Genomic DNA, 23,599 nt, shown 5'->3' with positions numbered 1-23,599 from the left:
CCAAGTCCTTGGGCAGAACCGATATTTCTGTTTGCGGCATGTGAGTCATTCGCCTCGCCGACGCGCGTCCTCAAGCGTCTTTGAGCAAATGCAAAGGCAGCTTTCTGCTAGCGAACAACACTTCGATACCTATCAGTCGGCCGTCCAGATCGAAGTCGAGATTTATTTGACCATCGACCGCGGCTGCATCACAGCAATATGTGAACCCAAACGGCGTGCGATCATCTTCGCTTTTAAGCTTGATATAAGCAGCGTCTACACTGTCATCATAACTGATCTTCACTGCCGTCCCTCTACGTTCGCGATATCAACCCGGTTTATAACAACATTCGCATTTCCAGCGGAATCAACAACGATGACCGTAACTATTGGCCGGGCATCAAGCGCCTGCCCTCACAGCTCCCTTTCCACAGCGTCAAGGTAGCGCTAGCGTCCAGCCCGGCAGCGGCGACAGCAAGGCAGGACACATGCGGAATATCGAAGTACCGACGGAGCGCACAATCCTCCGCTCCTTCCGGCCAGAGGATGCCAGCGAGGTCTTTGCCTGCATCTCCCCCGAGATCACCCGCTTCACAGCCTGGGAGCCGCCTGCGAGCGAGCAAGCCTTTGCGGAGGTCTGGCAAAACTGGCTGCCCGCAATGGAAGAAGGACTGGAACTCACCCTCGTCCCCCGCAGTCGCGACGATGGCCGCTGCCTTGGCATTCTCGGCGTACACGCCCTCAAGTCCGATACACCTGAGCTCGGCATCTGGCTGCGCCGCGATGTACACGGCAGGCGCTTCGGCCATGAGCTGATCGGTGCCGTGGCGAGATGGGTCAGCAGCACGCAGACGGTCCGTTATTTCGAATATCCGGTCGCAGAGGAAAACATCGCCAGCCGACGGATTGCCGAAGCCTATGGCGGCGAGGTCAGGGAACACCGCCGGAACCGCAAATATGGCTGCGTCGTCTATCACATTCCGCCGACGTCAGAGCCTCAAACCGCTTGATTGAACACCGCCTCGATCCGATACCCATCCGGATCGATGACGAAGGCCGCAAAATAGTTCGGCCCATAGTGCTGCCTCAGCCCCGGCGCGCCATTATCGACACCGCCATTTGCAAGTGCCGCCGCATGAAAATCGATTACCGATTGCCGGTCGAGCGCCGCAAAGGCAAGGTGAAAGCCTGCGCCGGGTGCCGCCTGCCCCACCTCGACCGATTTGATCGCCAGCTTATCTCCGCCGCCGGGCAGGCCGTAACGACCGCCTGACCCGCCTCGCCCGGCCGCAGATCCTCCCAGACCCTGACATAACCGAGCGCACCAAAGGCGGCATCGTAAAACCGTGCCGCCCGCTCGATATCAGCCACCCCGAATGATGCATGGTGAAGCATGCCGAAAACCTCTCGTTCGCCATTGGCCCTCAAGCAAAAAGCCCGGCACGATGGCCGGGCTCTTCGTCTCTATCCGCACGAACCTCAGAAGGTCGAGGCACCGCTGCCCCAGGGGCCGTGGTGGAAGTCCTTGCCGTCGAGGCGGTCGAAGCCGTGGGCACCGAAGAAGTCGCGCTGCGCCTGGATGAGGTTGGCAGTGCCGCGGCCCTGGCGGTAGGCGTCGAAATAGGTGAGCGCCGAGGCCAGTGCCGGCACCGGCAGGCCGGCCGCCATTGCTGCGGTCACGACGCGGCGGAGCGCCGGGATCGATTCCTTGACCATGGCCGAAAACGCCGGCGTGACGATGAGGTTGGCCGCATCGGGCGCATCCGTAAACGCCTTGGTGATCTCGTCGAGGAACTGCGAGCGGATGATGCAGCCGGCGCGCCAGATACGGGCGATCGTCGGCATCGGCAGCGACCAGTTGAACTCCTTGGAAGCTTCCGCCATGACGGCAAAGCCCTGCGCATAGGCGCCGATCTTGCCGGCAAACAGCGCCAGTTCCAGGTCCTTGTTGAAGTCTGCGCCGTAGGCGACCGGGAAGGCCGCGCCGAGATCGCCGAAGATCTTCTGGGCGGCTTCGCGCTGTTCCTTCATCGACGACAGGCTGCGAGCGGCAACGGCGGCTTCGATGCCGGTTGCCGGAATGCCCATGTTCTGCGCTTCGATCGCCGACCACTTGCCGGTGCCCTTCTGGCCGGCCTTGTCGAGGATCATGTCGACCATCGGCGTCTTGGAGATCGGGTCGGTGGCGGCCAGAACCTTTTCGGAGATTTCGATCAGGTAGGAATTCAGGCGGCCCTTGTTCCACTCGCCGAAGATGCCGGAGATTTCCGAAGCGCTCTTGCCGAGGCCGTCGCGCAGGATGCCGTAGATTTCGGCGATCATCTGCATGTCGGCATATTCGATGCCGTTATGGATCGTCTTGACGAAATGGCCCGCACCGTCGTTGCCGAGCCATGCGACGCAGGGGTCGCCATCATATTTGGCGGCGATCGAGGTCAGCACCTTCTCGACGCGCTTCCACGAATCTTCCGTGCCGCCGACCATGATCGACGGGCCGTGGCGGGCACCTTCCTCGCCGCCCGAAACGCCCATGCCGATGAAGGTCAGGCCCGTATCCTTGAGGCGGTCGAAGCGGGCGACCGTATCGCGGAAGTTGGCGTTGCCGGCATCGATCATGATGTCGTTCTTCTGCAGGTGCGGGCGAAGCGCCTCCATCTGCTGGTCCACGGCTTCGCCTGCCTTGATCATGATGATGATCGGCCGCGGCGGGCGGATCGCCTCGACGAATTCCTCGATCGTCTTGCAGGGAATGATCTGCTTCTTGAGATCGCCGGCGCTTTCGTAGAATTCATCCGTTTTTTCAGGAGTGCGGTTGAAAACCGCGATCTTGTTGCCTTTTTCCGCAATGTTGAGCGCCAGGTTGGAACCCATGACGGCAAGGCCGATCAGTCCGATTTCTGCCTTTTCCACGACAAACCTCCGATGAGTCAAATGGTGCGATGTTGTTGCACTCTCTCGGTCAAACGGCAAGGTCGCAACGGCCGATTCGCGGCGAAAAAAGGCAGCCGGAACAGGCTTTTCGAATGGCCTGGCGCGCACCATATGAAGGGGTCGGGGAGGCCGCAATGACAGCCAGCACTGAAAGCCGGGGCGACAGCGGGCCGCTTCTGGCAGGCAAAGCCGGGCGCTACCGCGAATACGCGCCCTCGCCTGCCCTTGCGCCGCATTTCACCTGCCTCTGGTCGCATGAGATAAAAACCGCAAGCCCTGTCGCCATCGTGCCCGACGGTTATTGCGACCTGCTTTTCGCAGACGGCCGCCTCTGCGTTGCCGGGCCGGACCGCACCGCCGCCTTCCCGCCGATGGCGCCGGGCATGCGCATTCTCGGCGCGCGTTTTGCGCCGGGCGCGGGTGCCGCCTGGCTGAAACTGCCTCTGTCGGACATCACCGGCCTCTCCGTTCCCTTGCGCGATCTTGCGCCCGCAAAGGCCGCCCTGCTCGAACCTCGCCTCACTGACGGCCCGGATGGGGCCGCCGCTCTGCCGCTCTTCGCCGCCCTGCTGAAAGACCTCGCAGGCAGCGAGGACGCGCCCGACCCCGAGGCCCGCCTGATCTTTGCCGCCGCCGATGGCGGGCCGGGCCGGATCGGCGGCCTGCAGCGCGGCCTCGGCATCGGCGAGCGGCAGCTGCGCCGCCGCGCCCGCCACCATTTCGGCTACGGCATCAAGACACTGGAGCGTATCCGCCGGCTGCAGCGTTTCATGGCCCTGTGCCGCGCCGGCGAGCCCTCGTCCCTTGCCGCGCTTGCCCTCGAAGCCGGCTTTTCCGATCAGGCCCACATGACCCGCGAGATCGGCGACCTGACGACGCTGACGCCATCCGCCATGCGCGCTCAATTGGCGGCAGGCTGACCGTTTCGTTCAAGACGGCCCGTGCCGGCGCTGTAGTCTGACGCAAAGCAAAAGGACAGACCGATGAACACAATGCCCGCCCGCATCGTCCACATCACGATCAGGAGAGACTGGCGCGATGTCTATGACTTCGCCGGCCGGCCGGAGAACATGCCGCTCTGGGCCTCCGGCCTTGCGAGCGGCCTGGAACCCGACGGCGAGGACTGGATCGCCCATGGCCCGCTCGGCAGCGTCCGCGTGAGCTTCGTGCCGCCGAACGAATTCGGCGTCATCGACCATACCGTCACCATCGAATCCGGCCTGCGCGTCTATAACGCGCTGCGCATCGTACCGAACGGCGACGGTTGCGAGGCGATGTTCACGCTGCTGCGCCTGCCGGGCATGACCGACGAGCAGTTTGCCGCCGACGCCGCCCATGTCCAGAAGGACCTGGCGGCGCTGAAATCGATGATGGAGAAATGAGATGGCCGGAAACGACACGGAAAACGACCGCCGCATCGACTATGTCGAATTCAACGTCGCCGATATCGGCGCGGCAAAAGCCTTCTACGGCGCAGCCTTCGGCTGGCGCTTCACCGATTACGGCGAGAACTATTGCGAATTCGACGACGGCAGGCTGAAAGGCGGCTTCACCAATCTCGCCCCGGTGCGAGCCGCCGGCGGCCCGCTCGTCATCCTCTATGCGGAAAGGCTGGAAGATGCGCTCGCCGCCGTCGAAAAGGCCGGCGGCACGATAGCAAAACCGATCACCCCCTTCCCCGGCGGCCGGCGCTTCCATTTCCGCGACAGGGACGGTTACGAACTTGCGGTCTGGAGCAGGAATTAGGGCGTGGCGCCCAGGACGGCGTCGCGGTTCAGCGAGGGCTGCGGCAGAAGCAAAAACCTCAGGCCTGGCGCGCGAATATCGCGGTCCGCTCAGGCGTCCACCCTTGCCGCGGCACCGAGATTCTGAATGGTGATGAGCGCCCCGATCACCTTCCTGGCCGCATCGTGCAGCGGCACCATGCGGCAGCGGTTGCGCCGCGCGTCCCGCTCGTAGACATAATCGACCGACACGCCCTCGAAGCAGGCGTCGAGCTTTTCCTTCACCTCGCCCGCGAAACGCTCCTCACCGACGAATTCGACGATATGGCGGCCGATGAGCTGCATGGCGTTGCGGCCGAGATGGGCGCAATTGGCCGGGTTGGAATAGAGGTAGCGGTAGTCCTTCGTCAGCACCGCCACCCGGTCCGGCAGCGTCTGCAGGATCGCGGCGTTGAGGAACTGGCCGTTGTCGGTATCGGGAACATAGGCCGGCGGCGGGCGCAGCTTCACCTCCGCCGGCAGCGGCACGCGCCAGTCCGGCGCGTGGGCGCCGAAATAACGGTCGAGCAGATAGGACAGCACGGCGGCATATTGCGTGACGAAAGCCCCGTCATCGGCGTCCTGGCTGATGAGGTAGCTTACAAACTGAAGTTGCATATAAACTTCAATGAGACTGGACGCCCTGCAAGCGAGTATCGCTTCGACGAGCGGCTGGATATCGCGGTCGAGCGCCTCCACGCGCTCATCGTCCCCTAGCCTTATCGCTTCCTCGATCTGCGCACAGCGCAAGGAGAAGGCCCTGAACAACTCAAGCAAGATACCCCCATATCCATTTCCTGAGAAACGTTCCGAAACCGGTCGAGGCCTATGCTTAATGAAAGATTACGCCTTACGGTAGGCGCACTACGCGCCCTGGTAGAAACGCATAACATGAACCGTACTCATTTTCAACCGAGCCGGACCTGTCGCTTTTCACCGATTATAAATCAGGAGCAAAATCTTACAGGCGCAACCTTACAGGCTGACGGAACGCTTGATATCCCAGCGGTCGTGATACCACAGCCATTGGGCCGGGTATTCGCGCACCCAGCTTTCCACCTTGTCGTTCAGCATCTGCGCCGTGGCGGCAAGGTCCAGATTGCCCTTTTCGTCGCGCGGCATGTCCAGTTTCGGCTCGATTTCCAGCCGGTAGCGGCCGCCGGGAAGACGGATGCAGCGGGCCGGATAGACGTCGCAGTTGAACTGCCGCACCAGCTTCGGCAGCAGCGGATTGGTCTTGGTCTCGAGCCCGAAGAAGGTCGTCTTCAACCCGCGGCTGAATTTCTGGTCGACGAGAACGCCCACGCCCTGCCCCGCTTCGAGCTGGCGCGCCAGCGCGAAGGAAGAACCGGCATGGGAAGGCACCAGCTTGCCCATGCGGCCGCTGCGGAAATCGAAGACCCTCTTGGCGACGTATGGATTGTTCGGCGGCCGGAAGAGCACGGTCACGCTGAGGCCGAACGCGTTGCCGGCAACCGGCAGGAGCTCGAAATTGCCGGTATGGCCGGTAAAGACGATGAAGGGACGCGGATTGTCGCGCAGTTCCAGGAAGATCGGAATGCCCGAGACTTCCACCCGGCCGGGCTCGGCCCGTTCAGGATCGAAATCGAAAAGCTGGTCGAGGAAGACATATTCGGCCGCAAGCCGGCCCATATTGCCCCAGCTTTCGAGCGCGATTTCCTCCAGCTCCGCATCGCTCTTTTCCGGAAAGGCCCGGCGCAGATTGTAGAGCATCAGCCTGTGGCGCTTCAGCCGCCGGCCGATCTGGCGCGTCAGCCAGTCGGCAAAGCGCATGGCGCCGTCAGCCGGGAACAGCTTCAGGAAATTCAGGAAACCGAACATCACCTGCGCCACCAGCCATTGCTGGAAGTGCCTGAGCGCCAGAACGATCCGGGTGATGAAAAGCTTCACGCAGGGTCAGTCCATCTTCAGGATGATCTTGCCGAAGATCTGCCGGCCTTCCATGCGCTCCAGCGCGCGGTCGATATCGTCGAAGCCGACTTCGGTATCGATGACCGGATGCACGAGGCCGCGGCCCATCTTCTGCATGGCGTCGGCCATGTTTTCCATGCGGCAGCCGAAGGAGCCGAGCAGCTTCAGTTGCTGCTGGAACAGCATCATCAGGTTCATCTCGGTCGAAACACCCGAGGTCGAGCCGCAGGTGACGAGACGCCCGCCGCGCTTCATGCAGAGCATGGAGCCTGCCCAGGTGTCCTTGCCCACATGTTCGAAGACGACATCGACGCCCTTCTTCCTGGTGAGCTTGCGCACAACGCCCTCGAAACGGTCGGTGCGGTAGTTGATGACGTGATCGGCGCCGAGCGCCTTGGCCTTCTCGATCTTGTCGTCCGAACCGACTGTCGTAATCACGGTGCAGCCGATCTTCTTGGCAAGCTGGATCGCCGCCGTGCCGATGCCGGAGCCGCCGGCATGAATGAGGATCGTCTCGCCGGGCTCCAGCTTGGCATTGTCGAAGAGCATATGCTCGACCGTGCCGAAGGTGACGGGCGCGAGCGCCGCACCGACGGCATCGACGCCGGGAGGCGCCGGCACCAGCAGGCGCGCCGGCAGGTTCACCTTCTCCTGCGCGAAACCGTCGAGATGGAAGCCGTGCACGCCGGAGACATGTTCGCAGAGATTGTCGCGGCCTTCGCGGCACGGGCGGCAGAGGCCGCAGGTGCGCGCGCCGTAGATCGATACGAGCTGGCCGGGCAGAACGTTGGCGACGCCCGGACCGATCGCTTCGACCACGCCGGAGGCTTCCGCGCCGATGACGAGCGGCATCTTGCGCTTGGCGAATGCCATGCCGCGCCAGCCCCAGACATCGATATGGTTCAGCGCAACCGCCTTGACGCGCAACGTCACTTCGCCGGCCGAAGGTGCATCCGGTTCCGGCAGGTCGGTGATCTCAAGCTTGCGGTCATCGATCAGTTGCAAAGCGCGCATGATGTGCAGTTCTTTCTTCTACGCGGATCGTCGTCATGCCCGGGCTTGTCCCGAGCATCTGCCAGCATTCATCGAGTGACGTGGGTAGATCCTCGGGACAAGCCCGAGGACGACGTCAAAAACCGCTTCGTCCCAAAGTCAAGCAGGGTCTCTAAGCCGGTTCGAGCGCCATGACAAGGCTTGCGTTCTGCCCGCCGAAGCCGAAAGAGTTGGAAAGCACGGCCGAGACCTGGGCTTCCCGCTTCTTGTTGGGCACGACATCGAGAACGATCGACGGATCGGGGTTGTTGTAGTTGATCGTCGGCGGCAAGGTGCCGGTCAGCATCGTCTGCAGCGAGAACACCGCCTCGACCGCGCCGGCCGCCGTCAGCGTATGGCCGATCATCGACTTGTTGGAAGAGGTCGGAATGCCGATCAGCTTCTCGCCGAAGACGGCCGACATGGAACCGTATTCCATCTTGTCGTTTTCGGGCGTCGAGGTGCCGTGCGCGTTGATATAGCCGATATCGTCCTCGCTCATGCCGGCATCGGCAAGCGCTGCGCGCATCGTCGCGATCGCCGGGCCGCCGTCCGGCGAGGAACGCGTGCGGTGGAAGCTGTCGGCCTTGTCGCCCGCCCCCTTCATGATGCCGAGCACCTTGGCGCCGCGGGCAATGGCCGCCTCAAGCGATTCCAGCACCAGGCTCGCCGCACCTTCGGCAATGACGAAACCGTCGCGATCCTTGCTGAAAGGCTTGGAAGCCTTGGTCGGCGGATCGTTCTGGGTGGAAAGGGCCGAGAGCAGAGAAAAGCGGATCAGCGCTTCCGCGCTCAGCGAACCGTCGGTCGCAACCGTCAGCGCCCGCTCGGTGCGGCCCTGGCGGATCGCCTCGATGCCGAGCTGGATCGCCGTGACGCCCGATGCACAGGCCGTCGACAGCGTCACCGGCAGGCCGCGCGTGCCGAACCGGTCGGCCAGGCGCTCCGAAATCGCGCCGAACAGCGCCGCCTCATGGAAAGCCGGGTCCGGGCGCTGGCGCATGGCGGCCAAAAACCGCTCGTAGGCGTCGCCCGGATGGTCGGCGGCCGGCGACCGGTCGGCAAGCTCGAAACGGGCGCTCCATTCCGGCTCGATCGGCGGGGCGGCGAGGAACAGCGGCCCGTTGAAATCGCCGGACAGATCGGCATCGGCCAGCGCCTCGATCGTCGTCTCGCGCGCAAAGGCGTAGGAGCGCTCGACCGCGTTCGGCACGGGAATGTCGATGAAATCGACCGTGCCGGCAATGCGCGTCGAAAGCCCTTCGGTCGGGAAGCGGGTGATTTCGTGGATGCCCGACGTGCCGGACGAAAGGGCCGCCCAATTGTCCTTCAGGCCCTGGCCGAGCGAGGTGATGATGCCCATGCCGGTCACGGCGACGATCGGCCGGCCGAGATGATCCCTGTAAGCGGACGCTGTCATTTCAGTCACTCCTCACGCTTCTGCGGAAAGAACGGCGACGCCTTCGCCGCGCTGATGTCCGACCGTCGTCACGACGGCGGCCTTGGTGCCTGCCGTCATCGGCGCTTCGTGCGCCGCGTCGAACGGCGGAACCTTGGCCTTGGCATCGACGGCAAGGGCTGCGAGCGCAAGGCCGAGCGTGAACTGCGCCTCGATCGTGTGGCCCGAAACGCCGCCGAAGCCGCGGATCGCAGCCCCCGGAAGCTGATGTTCCAGCACCGCCTTTTCGCGGGCGGCAAGCTCGTGCATGCCGGTCGAGCCGGAGAAGACCGCCGTGGTTTCGGCCGGCAGGTCGCCGGCGGGTTTCAGCAGCCGCTCCATGCGCTTTTCGAAATTGCCGGCGTTTCGGTTGCCGCGGTCGCCCTCGACCGCGCCCATCGTCGCATAGATATGCGCGCCGCGCTCTTCGGCATGCTTGCGCGATTCCAGCACCAGGAAGGCGCCGGCAGAACCCAGGATGATGCCGCCGCCCTCAAGCCCGGAGCGCGACCAGAGCGGCGCCCACTCACCGCGCGTATTGGCGCCGATCGCTTCGGTGAGCAGGATCATGTCCTGACGTTCGGCAGCAAAGGCGCCGCCGACCAGCGCATGGGTGGATTCGCCCGACTTGATGCGCCAGAAGGCCGTCTCGACGGCGGAAACGCCGGAGGCTTCCTCGCCCATGAACGTGCGCGAGGAGCCGGTGACCTTGTGGACGATGGAAATATTGCCGGCCAGCAGGTTGGAAAGCTGCGCCAGAAACAGCGTGGGCCTGAGTTCCGTCGTCAGCTTCTCGTTCAGCAGCAGCTCGCGGTCGTTGCGCTTCAGGCCCTCGTCCACGATCAGCGTATCGACATTGATGTCGCGTTCGCCGCCGCCGGCCGCCACGATCATGTCCATCGTGCCGCAGGCTTCGAGATCGTCCTTGAAGCCGGCATCGTCGAGCGCGAGACCGGCGGCGAAAACGCCGATGCGCTGCCAGTTCTCCATCTGGCGCTGGTCGCCGCGCTTGGCGATCTGCTGCGACCAGTCGATCTCGGGCAGCGGATGCACCGGATAGGGCTTGAACTTCTCGGTTTCGATAATGGTCGCGGGCGCCGCATCGGCGGTCAGCAGCGCGATATGCGCATCCTTGCCGACACCCTGACAGGTTACGATGCCGACACCGGTGATGACGACGTCATTGGCGGCCTTGCTCATTCACTCACCCCCTGGGCCTTCGCCCCCTGCGCGGCGATGGCGTCCATCAGGCCCACCTCGCCGGCACGTTTCCTAACGATATCGCCGAGCGGAATTTCGCTGAACGGCATGGTGCGCAGTTTCAGCTGCGCATCGCAGACCTTCTTGCCGCCGCTGGTGATCTTTGCCTTGGTGACGGCAAAACCGGAGCCGTCATGTTCGAGAAAAGCCTCGATGTCGAGCACGGCTTCCGGCTCGACGAAGGTGCGCATCTTGGCGCCGTCGACCGACATCAGGAAGGGCATCGACGTAAAATCGGTGGCGGCCAGCACCAGCATGCCGGAGGCCTGCGCCATGGTTTCGATCAGAAGCACGCCGGGAACGAGCGGCATGCCCGGAAAATGCCCCTCGAAAACGGGGCTTTTGGCCGGCACGACCGAGCGCGCATTGAGCGTGCGCTTCTCAAGGTCCACCGCCTCGACGCGGTCAATCATCTGGAAATATTCCAGCAGCATCAGTCTTCTCCGGCGCGACGCGCGACAAGCCCGTCGGAAGGCCTACTTAGGAACAAAATCGCCCGGCCGCCATATCAACGGCGGCAGGGCGTGAAAAAAACATGATGGCTTGGCTTCAAGCCTTGGCGGCGCGCAGCTCGTCGATCTTGGCACAGAGGTTCTTCAGCACGAAATATTCTTCGGTGGAAACCTTGCCTTCGTTGACTTCCTGCGTCCACTTCTCGAGCGGAATCTTGATGCCGAATTCCTTGTCGATCGCGAAAACGATATCGAGGAAGTCGAGGCTGTCGATACCGAGGTCGTCGATCGTGTGGCTTTCCGGCGTGATCGTTGCGCGGTCGATCTCGCTGGTTTCAGCAATGATGTCGGCAACTTTATCGAATGTAGCGGTCACTCGCTCTACCTCTTGGAAATGAAGATTCTCCCCCTCATAGGCAAATCCTTTTCAAAAGCCAATGCTTTCGTCCCGGTTGTACGCCAATTTGGCGCAAAGGTGTTGCCTAAACAGCAATGGAACGGGGCCTTCCGCCCCCCGCCGGACAGGCGCCGCAGCCCGATGCGGCCACCCGGCTAAAGGTTTTTCCGGCCGATCGACGCCAGGACAGCCCGCATCCGCCACCCTAAACCTGCGTTCGATTGCGCTGCCGCCCGAGAGTTCCTACAGCTCGAAGGACGCCGGAATTTTCCGCGCCGGGCCGGTTTTTCAAAGCGGAAAATCCGTCAGGCAAGTTTCGCTTCAAATAAAACTGCAGAAGAAGGATAGTTTGATCTGGATCAAATTGGAATCCGGTTGAAATTGATAAAGATCAAGACAGAGACGCAAGAAATCGGGATAGATGACTTTGCAGCCGAAGCGTAACAGAACGCAGGCACAAGGTCGGATCGGGGCATCGCAACATGGACATCGCGCGCAGTGAAGATCCAGACATAAGTATTCCGGCCACCTGCCGCGTCTGCGAGGCGCGCCACGGCGTCGTCTGCGGCGCGCTGGCGGCCGCACAGCTGCGCGAGCTTTGCAAGCACTCCACGCGCCGCAAGCTTGATGCCGGCTGCGAGATCGTCGCCCAGGGCGAAGAGGTCTCCTCCTATTCCAACATCATGAATGGCGTGGTGAAGCTCTGCAAGGTCATGCCGGACGGGCGCCAGCAGATCGTCGGCCTGCAATTCGCCCCCGATTTCATCGGCCGCCCCTTCGTGCCGGAAAGCACGCTCTCGGCCGAAGCGGCCACGCCGACGGAAATCTGCGTCTTCCCCCGCGGGCTGCTGGACCGCATGATCGCGGATACGCCGGAACTGCAGCATAACCTGCATGCCCAGGCGCTGAAGGAACTGGATGCGGCCCGCGAATGGATGCTGACGCTCGGCCGCCGCACGGCCCAGGAAAAGGTCGCCAGCCTTCTCTATCTCATCGCCACCCATGCCGAGCCGGAAACGACCTGCAGCACGACCTTCGACCTGCCGCTCTCACGCGCCGAGATCGCCGATTTCCTGGGGCTGACGATCGAGACCGTCAGCCGCCAGATGACCAAGCTGCGCAAGCAGGGCGTCATCCGCATCGAGAACAACCGTCATATCGTCGTTCCCGACATGGACGAGCTGGAGCGCCGGGTCACCGCGTGAGGGCTGCCTGGAGCATTTCCGGCGAAAACGGAGTCGCCTTCAATGCTCTAGCTTATTGTTTTCCCCGCAATTCCGGACGCAAAACCGGTTCCCACTTTTGCTGGAATTGCTCTAGCGCGTGATGACCACGCGCGTATTGGCAAGGCCGTTTTCCTGCGTCATCGCGAAAAACTCCGCCGCATTGTTGGGGTCGAGGCGCACGCAGCCATGCGAGGCCGGCGTGCCGAGCCGCTTGCGGTCGAAGGTGCCGTGCACCGCATAACCGCCGTTGAAGAACACCGCGAAAGGCATCGGCGCATTGTCGTATTTCTTCGAGCGGTGATCGCGCGACAGCCACTTGGCGCTCCACGAGCCGGTCGGCGTGGTATAACCCTTGCGCGCCGTCGAAACTTTCCAGCGATACTTGACCCAGCCGTTCTCGGTCACGGTCATCGTCTGCTTGCTGAGGCTGATATTGGCGACCAGCGTGGCCGCCTCGGCTGCAACGGGAGAAAACTGCAGCAACAATACTGCGGTCGCAGCCGCGAAAAACGTCTTCATAGTAATCCCTCTGTCGAATTCCAAAGGCTTTCTGCCCAACAGGAGAAGAGACTACAACAATACTGCCTATTTTGCTTTAACTCGAATGGTAATCACATTTTTAACAGGACGGGATCAGTCACGAGCCAAACCGTCACTCGGGAAAACCGGCCTTGCGGTATCCGTCGATGAAATGCGCAAGCGTCGCCTCGTCGCGGAACGGTTCCATCGCGACCCAATGGCTGATCGTAAATTGCGGGTTGGCGACGAGGAACAGCTCCACCTCCGCACGCGCCTCCTCCAGCCGGCCAAGCTGGGCAAGGCCTGCCGCCAGAAAGCGGCGGGAGCTGGTGCGATAGGTCTCTTCCTTCCTCAGCGTCTCGACGACGGCCTCATAGTCGCGGGCGGCATATTGTGCCTGGCCGAGCGTCAGATAGTACCAGCTGGCCGGAAACGGGTTCAGCCGGAAGGCCTTGCCGATATGGGCCAGGCCTTCGTCGATGCGCCCGGCGAGAACACGGATATCCGACAGCGCCGCCCAGGTATCGGCCTCGTTCGGGTCGAGCGCGAGCGCCTTTTCGAATTCCGCATCCGCGTCGGCAAAGCTGCGCTCATAGGCCAGCAGGTAAGCCAGCACCCAGCGGCAGCCGGCATCGTTGGCATCGAGCGCCACGGCCCTGCGCGCCAGTTCGAGCGCGATGGCGCGATCGGCTTCGGTCGGCCCGCCGCTATGCACCCATCCCATCCAGTGGTTGAGCGCCAGCCAGCGGTGCGCCTCGGCATAACCGGGGTCGAGCGCAATCGCCCGCCTGAGCAACAGCTGCGTTTCGCGGGCAGCCTGCGGCGCGTCGTCCATCAGCGTGCGCGCCCGCACGCAAAGATCGTAGGCCTCGAGGTTCTTCGGCCGGTTGCGCGGCAATGGCGGCCGCAGCCGGCCGAGCAGCGCCTCGACGATCTTGCCCGTCACCTCGTCCTGAACGGCAAAAATATCGTCGAGACCGCGATCGAAACGCTCCGCCCAGAGATGCTCGCCGGTGGCGGCATCCACCAGCTGCGCATTGATGCGCACACGGCCGGCCGCGCGCCTTGCGCTGCCGTTGAGCAGGTAGCGCACGCCCAGCTCCCCGGCGATGTCACGCACATCCATCGCCTTTCCCTTGTAGGCGAAGGACGAGTTGCGGGCGATGACGAACAGGCCCGGCACGCGCGAGAGATCGGTAATCAGGTCTTCGGTCAGGCCGTCGGCGAAAAAGCCCTGATCCGGCTCGCTGCCGACATGGACGAAGGGCAGAACGGCGATCGAAGGCTTGTCGGGCAGCGGCAGGAATTTCTGCTTCGCGCCGGCAAGCGGCCTGACGGCCCCCAGGAAGCGATAGCCGATGCGCGGAACCGTCGATATCCACTCGCCGCCGCCTTCGGCCGGCCCGAGCAGCTTGCGCAGCTGCGCGATCTGGACGGTGAGATTGCCCTCCTCCACCGCCATGCCCGGCCAGGCCGCCTCCATCAGCTCGGCCTTGGCGACTATTTCGCCGGCCCGCCCGACGAGAGCCGCCAGCAGCCCGACCCCGCGATGCCCGACGGCAACGGGTTCGTCGCCCCGAAAAAGCGTCCCCGCATCCGGATCAAGCACGAACGGACCAAAGGCAAAACGCGCTCCCTGCATGGGCGCATCTATAATCGCTTTGGAAGTTTTTGCGAACAATTTGGAAGGGCTTAAGGACGCCGCGCCGCGCCCCCGCCAGACTCCGGGCCCGTTCGCAGCCGAAAGCTTGCGAGCCCTCAAGCCCGATGGAGGTCATCATGAGCGCTTGCCGCACCCTCACATGCCCGCCCCACCACGACCGCACCAACCTGCGAGGCGCAATCGCGCGCTGGCTCCGGCGCATCCGCATCCGCCGGGAATGGAAGCGGAGGTCGAAAATCAGCCCCGCCCTGCTCGACGATATCGGCCTGCCGCCGCAACAGGCAGATTGCGAGACCGCCGGCTTCTTCTGGCATGTGTAAGATGACCGACGAGCGCCTTCTGCCCCTTGCCGCAGCAACCGGCGACCGCGTCCGCTCGGCGGCGATGGCCGGCATCATCGCCACGGTTACGGTCTTTGCGATGGCGCAGGGCCTGACCTATCCGCTCCTGAGCTTCATCCTGGAGCGGCAGGGCGTAGTCTCCGGCCTGATCGGCCTGTCGGCGGCGATGACACCGCTTGGCTTCATCGTCTCCGCCCCCGTCATTCCCGCGCTCTCGCGCCGTATCGGCGGCGGGCGCCTCGCCATCCTGTGCTCGATCCTCGCCGCCGTCAGCCTGACGGGCATCGCGTCGATACAGCAGGCCTGGGCCTGGATGCCGCTGCGCTTCCTGCTCGGCGCCTTCGCCAATCCGCTCTACGTCATCAGCGAAACCTGGCTGCTCGCCGTCACGCCCGCCCGGCGCCGCGGCCGCATCATGGGCCTCTATTCGTCGGTCGTCTCCGGCGGCTTCGCCATCGGCCCGCTCACGCTCGGGCTTGCCGGCACCGAGGGCTGGCCGCCCTTCCTGATCGGCATCGCAGCCTTCCTCCTCTGCGGCCTGATCGTGCTGGCCGTTTCAAGACGCCTGCCCGACATGCCGCAGGAAGGCGAAGCGACCTCCGTCGCCGCCGTCTTCGTGCTGGCGCCGCTCCTGCTCTTCGCCGTCTTCGTCGCCGCCGGCTTCGAGCAGATCCTGCTTGCCCTCTTCGCCGTCTATGGCGCCGCCCTCGACAGCCCGGAACAGCGTATCGCCGCGCTGATCACCTGCTTCATCGCCGGCAATGCCGCGCTGCAGATCGTGCTCGGCCGCCTCGCCGAACAGTTCGGCTCGCGCCCCACCCTGCTCTTCTGCGCGCTCGCCTCGCTTACCGGCTGCCTGCTCCTGCCGGTCGCCTTCGGCACATGGCTCATCTGGCCGCTCTTCTTCCTCTGGGGCGGCGTCTCCTTCGGCCTCTACACCCTGTCGCTGATCCAGCTCGGCGAGCGCTTCACCGGCCAGTCGCTGATCGCCGGCAACGCCGCCTTCGCCCTCGTCTGGGGCCTCGGCGGCATTGCAGGTTCACCCGCAACGGGCCTGGCGATGCAGATGATCGGCCATCACGGCCTGCCGCTCTCGCTCGGCCTGCTGAGCGGCGTGCTGGCGGTGTTTCTGGTCGTCAGGCGGCAAGCCTAGAGCAGGCAGACGAAACCCACGAAGACAAGCAGCGTCAGCGCCATGCAGCTTGCCTGGAAGACGGAGATCCCGTCCTCGACGTCGCCGGCCGTCGCCACGTCGCGGCCCGTGCCGTTGATCATCGGCTCGCGCACCACCATGCCGGAATAGACGCGCGGGCCGGCAAGCTGCAGATCGAGCGCGCCGGCCATGGCCGCTTCCGGGCGGCCGGAATTCGGCGAGCGGTGCAGCTTGCCGTCGCGGATACCGACCTTGAAGGCATCGCGGAAAGCCGAGGTGCCGCGGCGGATGCCGGCGCCGACGGCAATCAGCAGGATGGAGAGGCGCGCGGCCGGCCAGTTGGCGATATCGTCGAGCCGCGCCGAGGCCCAGCCGAAATCGACGTATTTTTCCGAGCGGTGGCCGATCATCGAATCCGCCGTGTTCAGCATCTTGTAGAAGAACAGGCCGGGCAGGCCGAAGATCGCATACCAGAGCGCCGGCGCCACCACGCCGTCGGAGAAATTCTCCGCCAGGCTTTCGATCGCCGCGCGGCAGACGGCAGGCTCGTCCAGCGTTTCCGGATCGCGCCCGACGATGCGCGACACCGCCTTGCGCCCGCCCACGAGCCCTTCGCTTCTGAGCGCGGTGACGACCGCCGCGACATGGTCCGACAGGCTCTTCTGCGCCAGGAAGATCGCCACGCAGAAGATTTCGACCAGGATGCCGATCGGGCCGAAGAGCATCAGGAACCAGTGCAGCACGACACCGGTGACGACGGCGAGCGCCGAGAGCGCCAGGATCGCCACCACGCCGTTCTGCTTGCGCTGCGCCTTGCTCAGGATCTCGCGGTTGAAATGCTGGTCGAAATAGCCGATCGCCCGGCCGAAGATCGCGACCGGATGCGGCACGCGCATCCACAGCCATTGCGGATCGCCGATAATGCGGTCGAGCAGCAGCGCCAGAACCAGCACGAGGAAATGTTCATCCAGATTCATCGGGTAAAGCTCCGAAGGGCAGCAGCCAGTCTTGCATCGTCAGAAACATCCGGCGTCAGGCCGAAGCGCAGCCAGTCCGGCGCGTAGTCGAATCGGCGTACGAGAATATGATGGCGGCAGAGTTCGGTGTAAATGTCGCCGGCCCTGGCATCGGCAACGAGCGCAAACAACGGCGTGCCGCCGGCAACGGCAAGCCCCGCCCCGGCAAGCACGGCATGAAGGGCCTTCTGCCGCTCGCCGATCGAGCGGGCAATCGGCGAAACGTCCGAATTCAGCAGCGAACCGGCAAGCGCAAGCGCCGGCCCCGACACGGCCCAGGGGCCGAGCCAGTCCTCGAAGCGCATGAGAATGTCGCCCCGCGCAATGGCAAAGCCGAGCCTGAGCCCCGCAAGCCCGAAGAACTTCCCGAAGGAGCGGAAGATGATGAGGTTTGCAAGACCGGCCGCGCGCGGCGCAAGGCTCGTTTCCGGGCTCGTATCCCCGAACGCTTCGTCGATTACGAGATAACCGCCGCCCGCCTTCAGCCGGTCGTGCAGTTGTTCCAGCCTGTCGGCGGCATGGACCCGGCCGTCCGGATTGTTCGGGTTGACGACGACGGCCAGCCCGTGCTCCGGCCCGATCTCGTCGATCCCGCCGACCGTATCGACCGCAAAACCGGCATCGACGAAAGCCCGCGCATATTCCCCGTAGGTCGGCGAAAGGATCGCCACCCGCCGGCCCGCCGGCGCCAGGCGCGGCAGAAGCTGGATCACCGACTGCGTGCCCGGAACCGGCAGCGGCAGGATCGCGCCGCTGCGATAGTGGTCGCGCGCCGCATGGCGCGCCGTCTCGACGAGGTGCCGGTCCGGCAGCCGGTGCCAGACCCGCGGCGGAATCTGCGGCAGCGCCACCGGATTGGGATTGATGCCGGTCGAAAGGTCGAGCCAGTCCTCCACCCGGCCGCCGAAGCTGGCCGCCGCGGCCGTAATGCCGCCGCCATGCACGATCGGCGCATTCATGCGGCAGCTCCCGCCAGATCGATGAGGTGCATGTAGGAGCCGGCCACCTGCCCGCGCCTCAGACCGGCCGGGCCGAGATCGTTGCCGAGCGCATCCCGCGCCGCAAACAGCCGGTCGGCCTCGCCTTCGGAAACGATGGTCGAGTAGTGGAATTCATGCGCCGCCATCGGCCTGTCGAAAAACGCGCCTTCGAGCGGCGTGACCCGCCGGTAGCCAAGATGCCGCTCGCGCTTCTCGTAGCTGGTCACGACAGGCAGCAGGCCGAGCATTTCATGGCGCCCGCCCGCCGCGTCGATCAGCCCGTCGCCGAGCACCATATAGCCGCCGCATTCGCCGTAGATGCGCACGCCGCGCGCGGCCGCAGCCTTCATCGCAGCCGCAAAATTGCCCGCGCCCGCAAGCTTGCCCGCATGCAGCTCGGGATAGCCGCCCGGCAGGTAGATCGCATCGGCATCGGCTGCCGGCGCCTCGTCGGCCAGCGGCGAGAAGAAGGAAATCTCCGCCCCGCGCCGCCGCCAGCCGAGCAGCATATGCTCGTAGCAGAAGGCGAAGGCGATATCGCGGGCAACGGCAATGCGGCTGCCGAAGGGCATCAGCCGGGCAATATTGGCCGCCGACGGCCGGTTCAGCCCCTGGCGGGCGATGCGCAGCAGGAATTCGAAATTGCACTCTTCCGAAACGGCTGCGGCCGCGTTGTCGATGAATTCCTCAAGCGCGGCGTGTTCGCCCGCCTGCACCAGCCCCAGATGCCGCTCCGGCAGCGCCAGCATCGCATCCTTGCGGATGACGGCGACGACGGGCATGCGGATCTTGTCCAGCGCCTGGCGCAGCATCGCCTCGTGCCGGTCGCTGCCGACCTTGTTGAGGATGACGCCGGCAATGCGCACGTCGGCCCGGAACCCGGCAAAACCGCTGACCAGCGGCGCCACGGATTGCGACAGGCGCGAGGCATCGACGACGAGCACGACCGAAAGCCCGAGCTGCGCGGCAAGCTCCGCCGCCGTGCCGTGTCCGTCCGCCGCCCCGTCGAAAAGGCCCATCATGCCCTCGATGAGCAGGATCCGGTCGCCGGAACGGTGCAGCGTCGCATTGGCCGAAATCAGCTCCGGCCGCATGCCCCAGGGGTCGAAATTCAGGCAGTGCGCGCCGCTCGCCGCCGCGTGGAACGCCGGGTCGATATAGTCAGGCCCGGCCTTGCCGGGCGCCACCGCCACGCCGCGATTGCGCAGCGCCCGCAGCAGCCCGAGCGTTACCGTCGTCTTGCCGGAACCGGAGGAAGGCGCCGCGATCAGAAGCCCGCTCATACCGTCTCCTTTCCCCGGCCGTCGGCGTGGCGGAAAGGATCGGGCTGCAGGCGGCGCCCGCCGAGCGCGCCGAGCCAGTCGAGCGAGGCGCGCAGCCGCACCACCTCGCCGACGACGACGATTGCCGGCGGCTCCAGCCCGGAGGCGGCGACCGCTTCGGGCGCCTGCCCGAGCGTCGTCTCCAGCACCTGCTGCGCGCCGGTCGCCGCATTGCAGACGAAGGCCACGGGCTCGGAGGCGGAACGGCCGGACGCGATGAGATTGGCGCTGATCTGGGCGATATGTTTCATCGCCATATAGATGACGATGACGGGCGAGCCCCTGCCGATCGCCTCCCAGTCGATCGCGTCCGGCACGATGCCGGAGGAATCGTGGCCGGTCAGAAACGTCACGGCATGGTTGATCTCGCGATGCGTCACCGGAATGCCGGCATAGGCAAGGCCGCCGATGCCGGCGGTGATGCCCGGCACGATGCGGAAGGGGATATTGTGCTCGACCAGCGTCAGCGCCTCTTCCCCGCCCCGCCCGAAGACGAAGGGATCGCCGCCCTTCAGCCGCAGCACCCGCTTGCCCGCGCGCGCCAGTTCCACCAGCCGCAGCGAAATGTCCCGCTGCCGGGCCGAAGGCTTGCCGCCGCGTTTGCCGGCATATTCCAGCTCGGCGCCGGAACGGGCGAGCTTCAGACAGTCCTCGTTGACCAGCGCGTCATGCACGATCACGTCGGCCTGCGCGAGCCCCCGCGCGGCAAGCAGGGTCAGCAGGCCCGGATCGCCCGGACCGGCGCCGACGAGCCAGACGCTGCCCGGCTCCAGCGACGGCAGATGTGAGAATGCGCTATCGATCATCCCGTTGATCTAGGCCCGCCGGATGGCGAGGTCAACGGAATCAGAAGTCGCGCACCGCAAGTTGACGAAACGCCGTTGAATCAACGTCGCAGGAAGCGGAATCAAATCCGCAGGAAATCCGGCCAAGCGATTGATCGGGCTCCGGAATGAAGGACCGGCCGGCGGCGCGGAACGCGGCCGGCCGGTCAAGGCCGTTCAGGCGCGCAGAAGCGTGTCGCGGATCAGATCGAGCACCTTTTCCGATTCGATGCCGGTGGCCACGACCTGGCTCGGCAGGCCGTCCCAGTCGCCCGGCGGGAAGCGGCGGCCGTCCGGCTTGACGACCGTCTGCCCGTCGGCAATGCCGCCGCAGACGACGCGCACCGGACCGGTGATCGTCGAAAACAGGTCCGGCGCCACGACATAGACGGCCGCACAGCTGTCATGCACCATCATGCCGTCTTCGACCGCATGCTTGTAGAAATCGATATAGGACTGCGAAAGCTCGTCGAGCTGCCTGACCGCCTTGTCGCCCTTTGCCGCCATGTCGCGCAGATAGGAGCGGCTCATCGTCGTGATCGCGGTCACATCGAGGCCGATGACGACCACTTTCCACGGCGCGGTCATGACGATATCGGCCGCTTCCGGATCGCCGTGAATATTGGCTTCGGCCACCGGCGAGACATTGCCCGGCACGTAGAAGTTACCGCCCATAATGACGACGCCCTTCACGAGGCTGGCAATCTCGGGGTCTTCCTTCAGCGCCAGCGCGAGGTTCGTCATGCGGCCGACGGCCACCAGCGTCACCTCGCCCGGATTGGCGCGCACGGTCTCGATGATGAAACGATGCGCCGGGCGCGGATCGACCGGCAGGTCGATCGTCTCCGGCACCGGCATGTCGCCGAGGCCGTTTTCGCCATGCACCATGGTCGGCCAGGGCCGCTCCCGGCGGGCGGGATCGATGGTGACGCTGGCGCCCTTGGCGACCGGCGCCGGAATATCCCATTCCCGCTTCAGGAACAGCGCGTTGCGCGTCGTCGTCTCGACCGAGGCATTGCCGAAGACGGTGGTGATGCCGATCAGGTCGATCTCGGGATGGCGGTGCAGGAAAAGCAGCGCCATTGCATCGTCGACGCCCGGATCCGTGTCATAAATGACCTTGTGCATGTGTATCCTCTAGAAGCAATTCCAGCGCAATGCGTCGCGCCTTTGCCTCCGCCCTTGCGTTGAAACAAGATTGAATCGCCGGCGGCCGGACGGCGCCGCGAAGTGCCGCCACCATAACGCCCGTCAGGCTTTGTGCAACCCGATCCGGGCGACGGCCGCTGTCGCATGGGCAGATTTGATCTTGCCGAGGATCAGCTGCGCCTCCGCGCCGAGCGCCGCAAGCGCCGCCGCTTCCGCCACGCCGTGGCAGCCGACACGGGCAAAGACGATCCTGGACGGGTTTTGGAGCCGCGGCGTCTCTTCCTCCAGCCGCGCCGCGCCGAAGAACAGGGCCGGCACGGAAAAACGCGCGGCAACGGCAAGGATCGCCGTCTCTTCGCTGCGGCTGTCGATCGAGGCCACGGCGGCAAGCTGCGCCCCGCCGATCCCGGCCCTGTCAAGCGCGTCCATCGCAAGCGCCATCACCTCGCGATCGGGCGTCCCGCGCTCGCAACCGAGCCCGAGCACATGCCGCCTTGCCGCGTCGATGATGATTTCGCCCATTCCCGTCAGCCGATTGCGCCTCATTGCGTGCGCCGAGCCATTGCAGCTTGAGGCCGGAAATGCAACAAGGCCGCCCGAAAGCCCATCCAAGAATACCCTCCCCGGAAGTGCCTCTTGCCTGACATTGCCATCCACCTGCTTCTGCTGCTCTGCGCGGCCGCCTTCTTTGCCGGTTTCGTCGATTCCATCGCCGGCGGCGGCGGCCTCATCACCGTTCCCGCCATGCTGATATCAGGCATCCCGCCGCTGCAGACACTCGGCACCAACAAGGTTCAGTCCCTCTTCGGCGCGGCCTCGGCAACCATCGCCTATGCCCGCAAGGGCCATGTGAAGCTTTCCGAACAATTGCCGATGGCGCTGATGGCCGTCATGGGCGGCGCGCTGGGCGCAGCCCTCGCCACGCTGGTGCCCGGCCAGGTGCTGCAGGCCGTCATGCCGGTGCTTCTGGTGGCGATCGCCATCTTCTTCGCCGTCAAGCCGAACCTCAACGATTCCGACACGCACCGCCGCATGACGCCCTTCCTCTTCGGCCTGACGCTGGTTCCCGTCATCGGCTTTTACGACGGCGTCTTCGGCCCCGGCACCGGCTCCTTCCTCATGCTGGCCTTCGTCACCCTCGCCGGCTTCGGCATGCTGAAGGCGACCGCCCACACCAAGCTTCTCAATCTCGGCTCGAATTTCGGCGCGCTGATCGTCTTCGCAAGCTTCGGCGCCACACTCTGGAAGATCGGCCTGCTGATGGGCGCCTGCCAGTTCCTCGGCGCCCAGCTCGGCTCGCGGCTTGCCATGCGCATCGGCGCCAGGCTCATCAAGCCGTTGCTCGTCGTCGTCTGCATCGCCTTCGCGATCAAGCTTCTGGCCGACCCGGCAAACCCGCTGCGTGTCTGGCTTGGCGGTTAATCCCCGAACTTGATATCGTCGATATCGGTAAGCACCGTCTTGGCCGAGACACCCGGCGCATTGGCGAAATGCCAGGCGACATATTGCTCGGCGTAAGGGTCGGTCGACGACATGCCATCGACTGGCAGGATGACATTCATGCCCTTCAGCGCCGCATAGGCCGCCGTGTTCAGCACCGCACCTTCCGAGGCCGTGCCGGTCACGATCACCGTCTTGATATGCCTGTCGGAGAGGATCTTTTCGAGGTCGGTATTGATGAACTTGTTGGCGCCCGACTGCACGATCGGATCGTCCGCCTCGGGCGCCAGCGCTTCGGCAATATCGCCCTTCGCCGCCCCGCCTGTGATGCTGTAGATCACAGGCACGCCGCTCTTGCGCGCCTCATCCGTCAGCTTTGCCACCTTCGGCAGCGAGGCGATGCAGCGCGGCTTGGTCTTCGTGTTGCACGGCCCCTTGGACGGGTCCTGCGCGCCGTTGAAATCGAGCAGCAGCAGCGCCGTATCGGACGTATCGACATCAACCGGCTTCAACTGCGGCGCTGCCGGCGCCTTGATCGTATTCCAGTCGTCGATAATGGTCGCATGGGCGGCGGAGGTGCCGAAAATAGTTATGGCGAATGCGGCCAAGGCTTTGCGGGAACGGGCTTTCATGGGCAGGTCTCCTCCGGGCAAAAGGGGTCGCGGCAAATCTCCGAACTCCCCGCCCGCCTGTCAAATCACCAAGCCGAGACCTGAATTTGATCCTGCTTCCATTACGTCAGGCGTAATTGATAGGCTGCACCGCTTTGACCGATGATCGCC

Annotated in this window: 26 protein-coding genes and 1 pseudogene; 8 read left to right on the top strand and 19 right to left on the bottom strand. The window is 64.5% G+C overall.

What is annotated here, in order from left to right; all coding sequences use genetic code 11:
* Nucleotides 1–70: 70 nt before the first annotated feature.
* A complete protein-coding gene (locus tag ACU8HS_RS17615; RefSeq protein WP_112569724.1) occupies nucleotides 71–283 on the bottom strand; it encodes a DUF2283 domain-containing protein in 213 nt (70 codons plus the stop codon).
* 184 nt (nucleotides 284–467) lie between these two features.
* Here ACU8HS_RS17615 and ACU8HS_RS17610 point away from each other — a divergent pair, with 184 nt between their 5' ends.
* A complete protein-coding gene (locus ACU8HS_RS17610) occupies nucleotides 468–989 on the top strand; it encodes a GNAT family N-acetyltransferase (RefSeq protein WP_112569722.1) in 522 nt (173 codons plus the stop codon).
* Here ACU8HS_RS17610 and ACU8HS_RS17605 read toward each other — a convergent pair.
* Both ACU8HS_RS17605 and gndA read right to left on the bottom strand, forming a co-directional pair.
* A pseudogene (locus ACU8HS_RS17605) lies at nucleotides 977–1,374 on the bottom strand (VOC family protein). The gene ACU8HS_RS17610 and the pseudogene ACU8HS_RS17605 sit on opposite strands and share 13 nt — an antisense overlap.
* A gap of 84 nt (nucleotides 1,375–1,458) precedes the next feature.
* Nucleotides 1,459–2,889, bottom strand: a complete 1,431-nt coding sequence (gene gndA, locus ACU8HS_RS17600) for an NADP-dependent phosphogluconate dehydrogenase (protein WP_447014788.1) — start codon at nucleotides 2,887–2,889, stop codon at nucleotides 1,459–1,461.
* Nucleotides 2,890–3,044: 155 nt separating this feature from the next.
* On the opposite strand from gndA, the gene ACU8HS_RS17595 reads away from it, so the two are divergent.
* The 3 genes from ACU8HS_RS17595 to ACU8HS_RS17585 all read left to right on the top strand — a co-directional run bounded on the left by ACU8HS_RS17595 (nucleotide 3,045) and on the right by ACU8HS_RS17585 (nucleotide 4,656).
* On the top strand, nucleotides 3,045–3,830 hold the full coding sequence (locus ACU8HS_RS17595) for a DUF6597 domain-containing transcriptional factor (RefSeq protein WP_447014787.1): 786 nt from the start codon (nucleotides 3,045–3,047) through the stop codon (nucleotides 3,828–3,830).
* Nucleotides 3,831–3,893: 63 nt separating this feature from the next.
* A complete protein-coding gene (locus ACU8HS_RS17590) occupies nucleotides 3,894–4,292 on the top strand; it encodes an SRPBCC family protein (protein ID WP_112753400.1) in 399 nt (132 codons plus the stop codon).
* A 1-nt stretch (nucleotide 4,293) separates the two neighbouring features.
* Nucleotides 4,294–4,656 (top strand): VOC family protein, encoded by a 363-nt coding sequence (locus ACU8HS_RS17585; protein ID WP_447014786.1) that lies wholly within the window; start codon nucleotides 4,294–4,296, stop codon nucleotides 4,654–4,656.
* 89 nt (nucleotides 4,657–4,745) lie between these two features.
* On the opposite strand, the gene ACU8HS_RS17580 is transcribed toward ACU8HS_RS17585, so the two are convergent.
* The 7 genes from ACU8HS_RS17580 to ACU8HS_RS17550 form a co-directional block, all read right to left on the bottom strand.
* Complete coding sequence (locus tag ACU8HS_RS17580; protein ID WP_112703284.1) at nucleotides 4,746–5,450, bottom strand: PAS domain-containing protein; 705 nt, start codon at nucleotides 5,448–5,450, stop codon at nucleotides 4,746–4,748.
* 198 nt (nucleotides 5,451–5,648) lie between these two features.
* The gene (locus tag ACU8HS_RS17575; protein ID WP_112569710.1) at nucleotides 5,649–6,584 is read right to left on the bottom strand and encodes a lipid A biosynthesis lauroyl acyltransferase; all 936 of its coding nucleotides are present in this window, start codon (nucleotides 6,582–6,584) and stop codon (nucleotides 5,649–5,651) included.
* Nucleotides 6,585–6,590: 6 nt separating this feature from the next.
* Nucleotides 6,591–7,619, bottom strand: a complete 1,029-nt coding sequence (locus tag ACU8HS_RS17570; protein ID WP_112703282.1) for a zinc-binding dehydrogenase — start codon at nucleotides 7,617–7,619, stop codon at nucleotides 6,591–6,593.
* A 151-nt stretch (nucleotides 7,620–7,770) separates the two neighbouring features.
* Nucleotides 7,771–9,057: a beta-ketoacyl-ACP synthase gene (locus ACU8HS_RS17565; RefSeq protein ID WP_447014785.1), complete on the bottom strand. Its 1,287-nt coding sequence runs from the start codon at nucleotides 9,055–9,057 to the stop codon at nucleotides 7,771–7,773.
* 12 nt (nucleotides 9,058–9,069) lie between these two features.
* Nucleotides 9,070–10,275, bottom strand: coding sequence for a beta-ketoacyl-ACP synthase (locus ACU8HS_RS17560; protein ID WP_112569704.1), 1,206 nt, complete (start codon nucleotides 10,273–10,275; stop codon nucleotides 9,070–9,072).
* Entirely contained in the window at nucleotides 10,272–10,769 is a 498-nt protein-coding gene (locus ACU8HS_RS17555) for a 3-hydroxyacyl-ACP dehydratase FabZ family protein (protein WP_112569702.1), read from the bottom strand. The genes ACU8HS_RS17560 and ACU8HS_RS17555 overlap by 4 nt, the downstream gene beginning before the upstream one ends.
* 115 nt (nucleotides 10,770–10,884) lie before the next feature.
* Complete coding sequence (locus tag ACU8HS_RS17550; RefSeq protein ID WP_007814022.1) at nucleotides 10,885–11,163, bottom strand: acyl carrier protein; 279 nt, start codon at nucleotides 11,161–11,163, stop codon at nucleotides 10,885–10,887.
* 503 nt (nucleotides 11,164–11,666) lie between these two features.
* Here ACU8HS_RS17550 and ACU8HS_RS17545 point away from each other — a divergent pair.
* Nucleotides 11,667–12,389: a Crp/Fnr family transcriptional regulator gene (locus ACU8HS_RS17545; protein ID WP_112569700.1), complete on the top strand. Its 723-nt coding sequence runs from the start codon at nucleotides 11,667–11,669 to the stop codon at nucleotides 12,387–12,389.
* A gap of 111 nt (nucleotides 12,390–12,500) precedes the next feature.
* Here ACU8HS_RS17545 and ACU8HS_RS17540 read toward each other — a convergent pair whose 3' ends face one another.
* Together ACU8HS_RS17540 and ACU8HS_RS17535 are read right to left on the bottom strand one after the other, a co-directional pair.
* Nucleotides 12,501–12,929: a L,D-transpeptidase gene (locus ACU8HS_RS17540; RefSeq protein WP_112569698.1), complete on the bottom strand. Its 429-nt coding sequence runs from the start codon at nucleotides 12,927–12,929 to the stop codon at nucleotides 12,501–12,503.
* Nucleotides 12,930–13,062: 133 nt separating this feature from the next.
* Entirely contained in the window at nucleotides 13,063–14,571 is a 1,509-nt protein-coding gene (locus ACU8HS_RS17535; RefSeq protein WP_447014784.1) for a winged helix-turn-helix domain-containing tetratricopeptide repeat protein, read from the bottom strand.
* 137 nt (nucleotides 14,572–14,708) lie between these two features.
* Between ACU8HS_RS17535 and ACU8HS_RS17530 the strand changes: the two genes are divergently transcribed.
* On the top strand, nucleotides 14,709–14,912 hold the full coding sequence (locus tag ACU8HS_RS17530) for a hypothetical protein (protein ID WP_447014783.1): 204 nt from the start codon (nucleotides 14,709–14,711) through the stop codon (nucleotides 14,910–14,912).
* A 1-nt stretch (nucleotide 14,913) separates the two neighbouring features.
* Entirely contained in the window at nucleotides 14,914–16,086 is a 1,173-nt protein-coding gene (locus ACU8HS_RS17525; protein ID WP_447014782.1) for an MFS transporter, read from the top strand.
* Here ACU8HS_RS17525 and cbiB read toward each other — a convergent pair.
* The 6 genes from cbiB to ACU8HS_RS17495 form a co-directional block, all read right to left on the bottom strand.
* Nucleotides 16,083–17,063, bottom strand: coding sequence for an adenosylcobinamide-phosphate synthase CbiB (cbiB, locus tag ACU8HS_RS17520; RefSeq protein WP_112569692.1), 981 nt, complete (start codon nucleotides 17,061–17,063; stop codon nucleotides 16,083–16,085). The genes ACU8HS_RS17525 and cbiB overlap by 4 nt on opposite strands.
* Entirely contained in the window at nucleotides 17,060–18,061 is a 1,002-nt protein-coding gene (gene cobD / locus ACU8HS_RS17515; RefSeq protein ID WP_447014781.1) for a threonine-phosphate decarboxylase CobD, read from the bottom strand. The genes cbiB and cobD overlap by 4 nt, the downstream gene beginning before the upstream one ends.
* Nucleotides 18,058–19,365: a cobyrinate a,c-diamide synthase gene (locus tag ACU8HS_RS17510; protein ID WP_447014780.1), complete on the bottom strand. Its 1,308-nt coding sequence runs from the start codon at nucleotides 19,363–19,365 to the stop codon at nucleotides 18,058–18,060. Before ACU8HS_RS17510 ends, cobD begins: the two co-directional genes overlap by 4 nt.
* The gene (gene cobA, locus ACU8HS_RS17505; protein ID WP_447014779.1) at nucleotides 19,362–20,210 is read right to left on the bottom strand and encodes a uroporphyrinogen-III C-methyltransferase; all 849 of its coding nucleotides are present in this window, start codon (nucleotides 20,208–20,210) and stop codon (nucleotides 19,362–19,364) included. Before cobA ends, ACU8HS_RS17510 begins: the two co-directional genes overlap by 4 nt.
* 195 nt (nucleotides 20,211–20,405) lie before the next feature.
* Nucleotides 20,406–21,356, bottom strand: a complete 951-nt coding sequence (locus tag ACU8HS_RS17500; RefSeq protein WP_112753390.1) for a nucleoside hydrolase — start codon at nucleotides 21,354–21,356, stop codon at nucleotides 20,406–20,408.
* 123 nt (nucleotides 21,357–21,479) lie between these two features.
* Nucleotides 21,480–21,923 carry a cobalamin biosynthesis protein gene (locus ACU8HS_RS17495; protein WP_377311491.1) on the bottom strand — a complete coding sequence of 148 codons (444 nt, stop codon included), beginning with the start codon at nucleotides 21,921–21,923 and terminating at the stop codon, nucleotides 21,480–21,482.
* Nucleotides 21,924–22,013: 90 nt separating this feature from the next.
* Between ACU8HS_RS17495 and ACU8HS_RS17490 the strand changes: the two genes are divergently transcribed.
* Nucleotides 22,014–22,799 (top strand): TSUP family transporter, encoded by a 786-nt coding sequence (locus ACU8HS_RS17490; protein WP_112703273.1) that lies wholly within the window; start codon nucleotides 22,014–22,016, stop codon nucleotides 22,797–22,799.
* Here ACU8HS_RS17490 and ACU8HS_RS17485 read toward each other — a convergent pair.
* Complete coding sequence (locus ACU8HS_RS17485; RefSeq protein WP_112755083.1) at nucleotides 22,796–23,449, bottom strand: cysteine hydrolase family protein; 654 nt, start codon at nucleotides 23,447–23,449, stop codon at nucleotides 22,796–22,798. The genes ACU8HS_RS17490 and ACU8HS_RS17485 overlap by 4 nt on opposite strands.
* Between the last annotated feature and the right edge of the window lie 150 nt (nucleotides 23,450–23,599).

It is taken from the genome of Rhizobium sp. KDH_Rht_773_N (assembly GCF_052946295.1).
Note: the sequence above shows the minus strand (reverse complement) of the source record. Positions and strands in the feature narration are given on the sequence as shown.

Bases quoted from the DNA above. Each gene is read 5' to 3' on its own strand.
- ACU8HS_RS17610 (WP_112569722.1), top strand. From the start codon at position 468: ATGCGGAATATCGAAGTACCGACGGAGCGCACAATCCTCCGCTCCTTC.
- ACU8HS_RS17595 (WP_447014787.1), top strand. From the start codon at position 3,045: ATGACAGCCAGCACTGAAAGCCGGGGCGACAGCGGGCCGCTTCTGGCA.
- ACU8HS_RS17590 (WP_112753400.1), top strand. From the start codon at position 3,894: ATGAACACAATGCCCGCCCGCATCGTCCACATCACGATCAGGAGAGAC.
- ACU8HS_RS17585 (WP_447014786.1), top strand. From the start codon at position 4,294: ATGGCCGGAAACGACACGGAAAACGACCGCCGCATCGACTATGTCGAA.
- ACU8HS_RS17570 (WP_112703282.1), bottom strand. From the start codon at position 7,619: ATGCGCGCTTTGCAACTGATCGATGACCGCAAGCTTGAGATCACCGAC.
- ACU8HS_RS17565 (WP_447014785.1), bottom strand. From the start codon at position 9,057: ATGACAGCGTCCGCTTACAGGGATCATCTCGGCCGGCCGATCGTCGCC.
- ACU8HS_RS17560 (WP_112569704.1), bottom strand. From the start codon at position 10,275: ATGAGCAAGGCCGCCAATGACGTCGTCATCACCGGTGTCGGCATCGTA.
- ACU8HS_RS17555 (WP_112569702.1), bottom strand. From the start codon at position 10,769: ATGCTGCTGGAATATTTCCAGATGATTGACCGCGTCGAGGCGGTGGAC.
- ACU8HS_RS17545 (WP_112569700.1), top strand. From the start codon at position 11,667: ATGGACATCGCGCGCAGTGAAGATCCAGACATAAGTATTCCGGCCACC.
- ACU8HS_RS17540 (WP_112569698.1), bottom strand. From the start codon at position 12,929: ATGAAGACGTTTTTCGCGGCTGCGACCGCAGTATTGTTGCTGCAGTTT.
- ACU8HS_RS17535 (WP_447014784.1), bottom strand. From the start codon at position 14,571: ATGCAGGGAGCGCGTTTTGCCTTTGGTCCGTTCGTGCTTGATCCGGAT.
- ACU8HS_RS17530 (WP_447014783.1), top strand. From the start codon at position 14,709: ATGAGCGCTTGCCGCACCCTCACATGCCCGCCCCACCACGACCGCACC.
- ACU8HS_RS17525 (WP_447014782.1), top strand. From the start codon at position 14,914: ATGACCGACGAGCGCCTTCTGCCCCTTGCCGCAGCAACCGGCGACCGC.
- cbiB (WP_112569692.1), bottom strand. From the start codon at position 17,063: ATGAATCTGGATGAACATTTCCTCGTGCTGGTTCTGGCGCTGCTGCTC.
- cobD (WP_447014781.1), bottom strand. From the start codon at position 18,061: ATGAATGCGCCGATCGTGCATGGCGGCGGCATTACGGCCGCGGCGGCC.
- ACU8HS_RS17510 (WP_447014780.1), bottom strand. From the start codon at position 19,365: ATGAGCGGGCTTCTGATCGCGGCGCCTTCCTCCGGTTCCGGCAAGACG.
- cobA (WP_447014779.1), bottom strand. From the start codon at position 20,210: ATGATCGATAGCGCATTCTCACATCTGCCGTCGCTGGAGCCGGGCAGC.
- ACU8HS_RS17500 (WP_112753390.1), bottom strand. From the start codon at position 21,356: ATGCACAAGGTCATTTATGACACGGATCCGGGCGTCGACGATGCAATG.
- ACU8HS_RS17495 (WP_377311491.1), bottom strand. From the start codon at position 21,923: ATGAGGCGCAATCGGCTGACGGGAATGGGCGAAATCATCATCGACGCG.
- ACU8HS_RS17485 (WP_112755083.1), bottom strand. From the start codon at position 23,449: ATGAAAGCCCGTTCCCGCAAAGCCTTGGCCGCATTCGCCATAACTATT.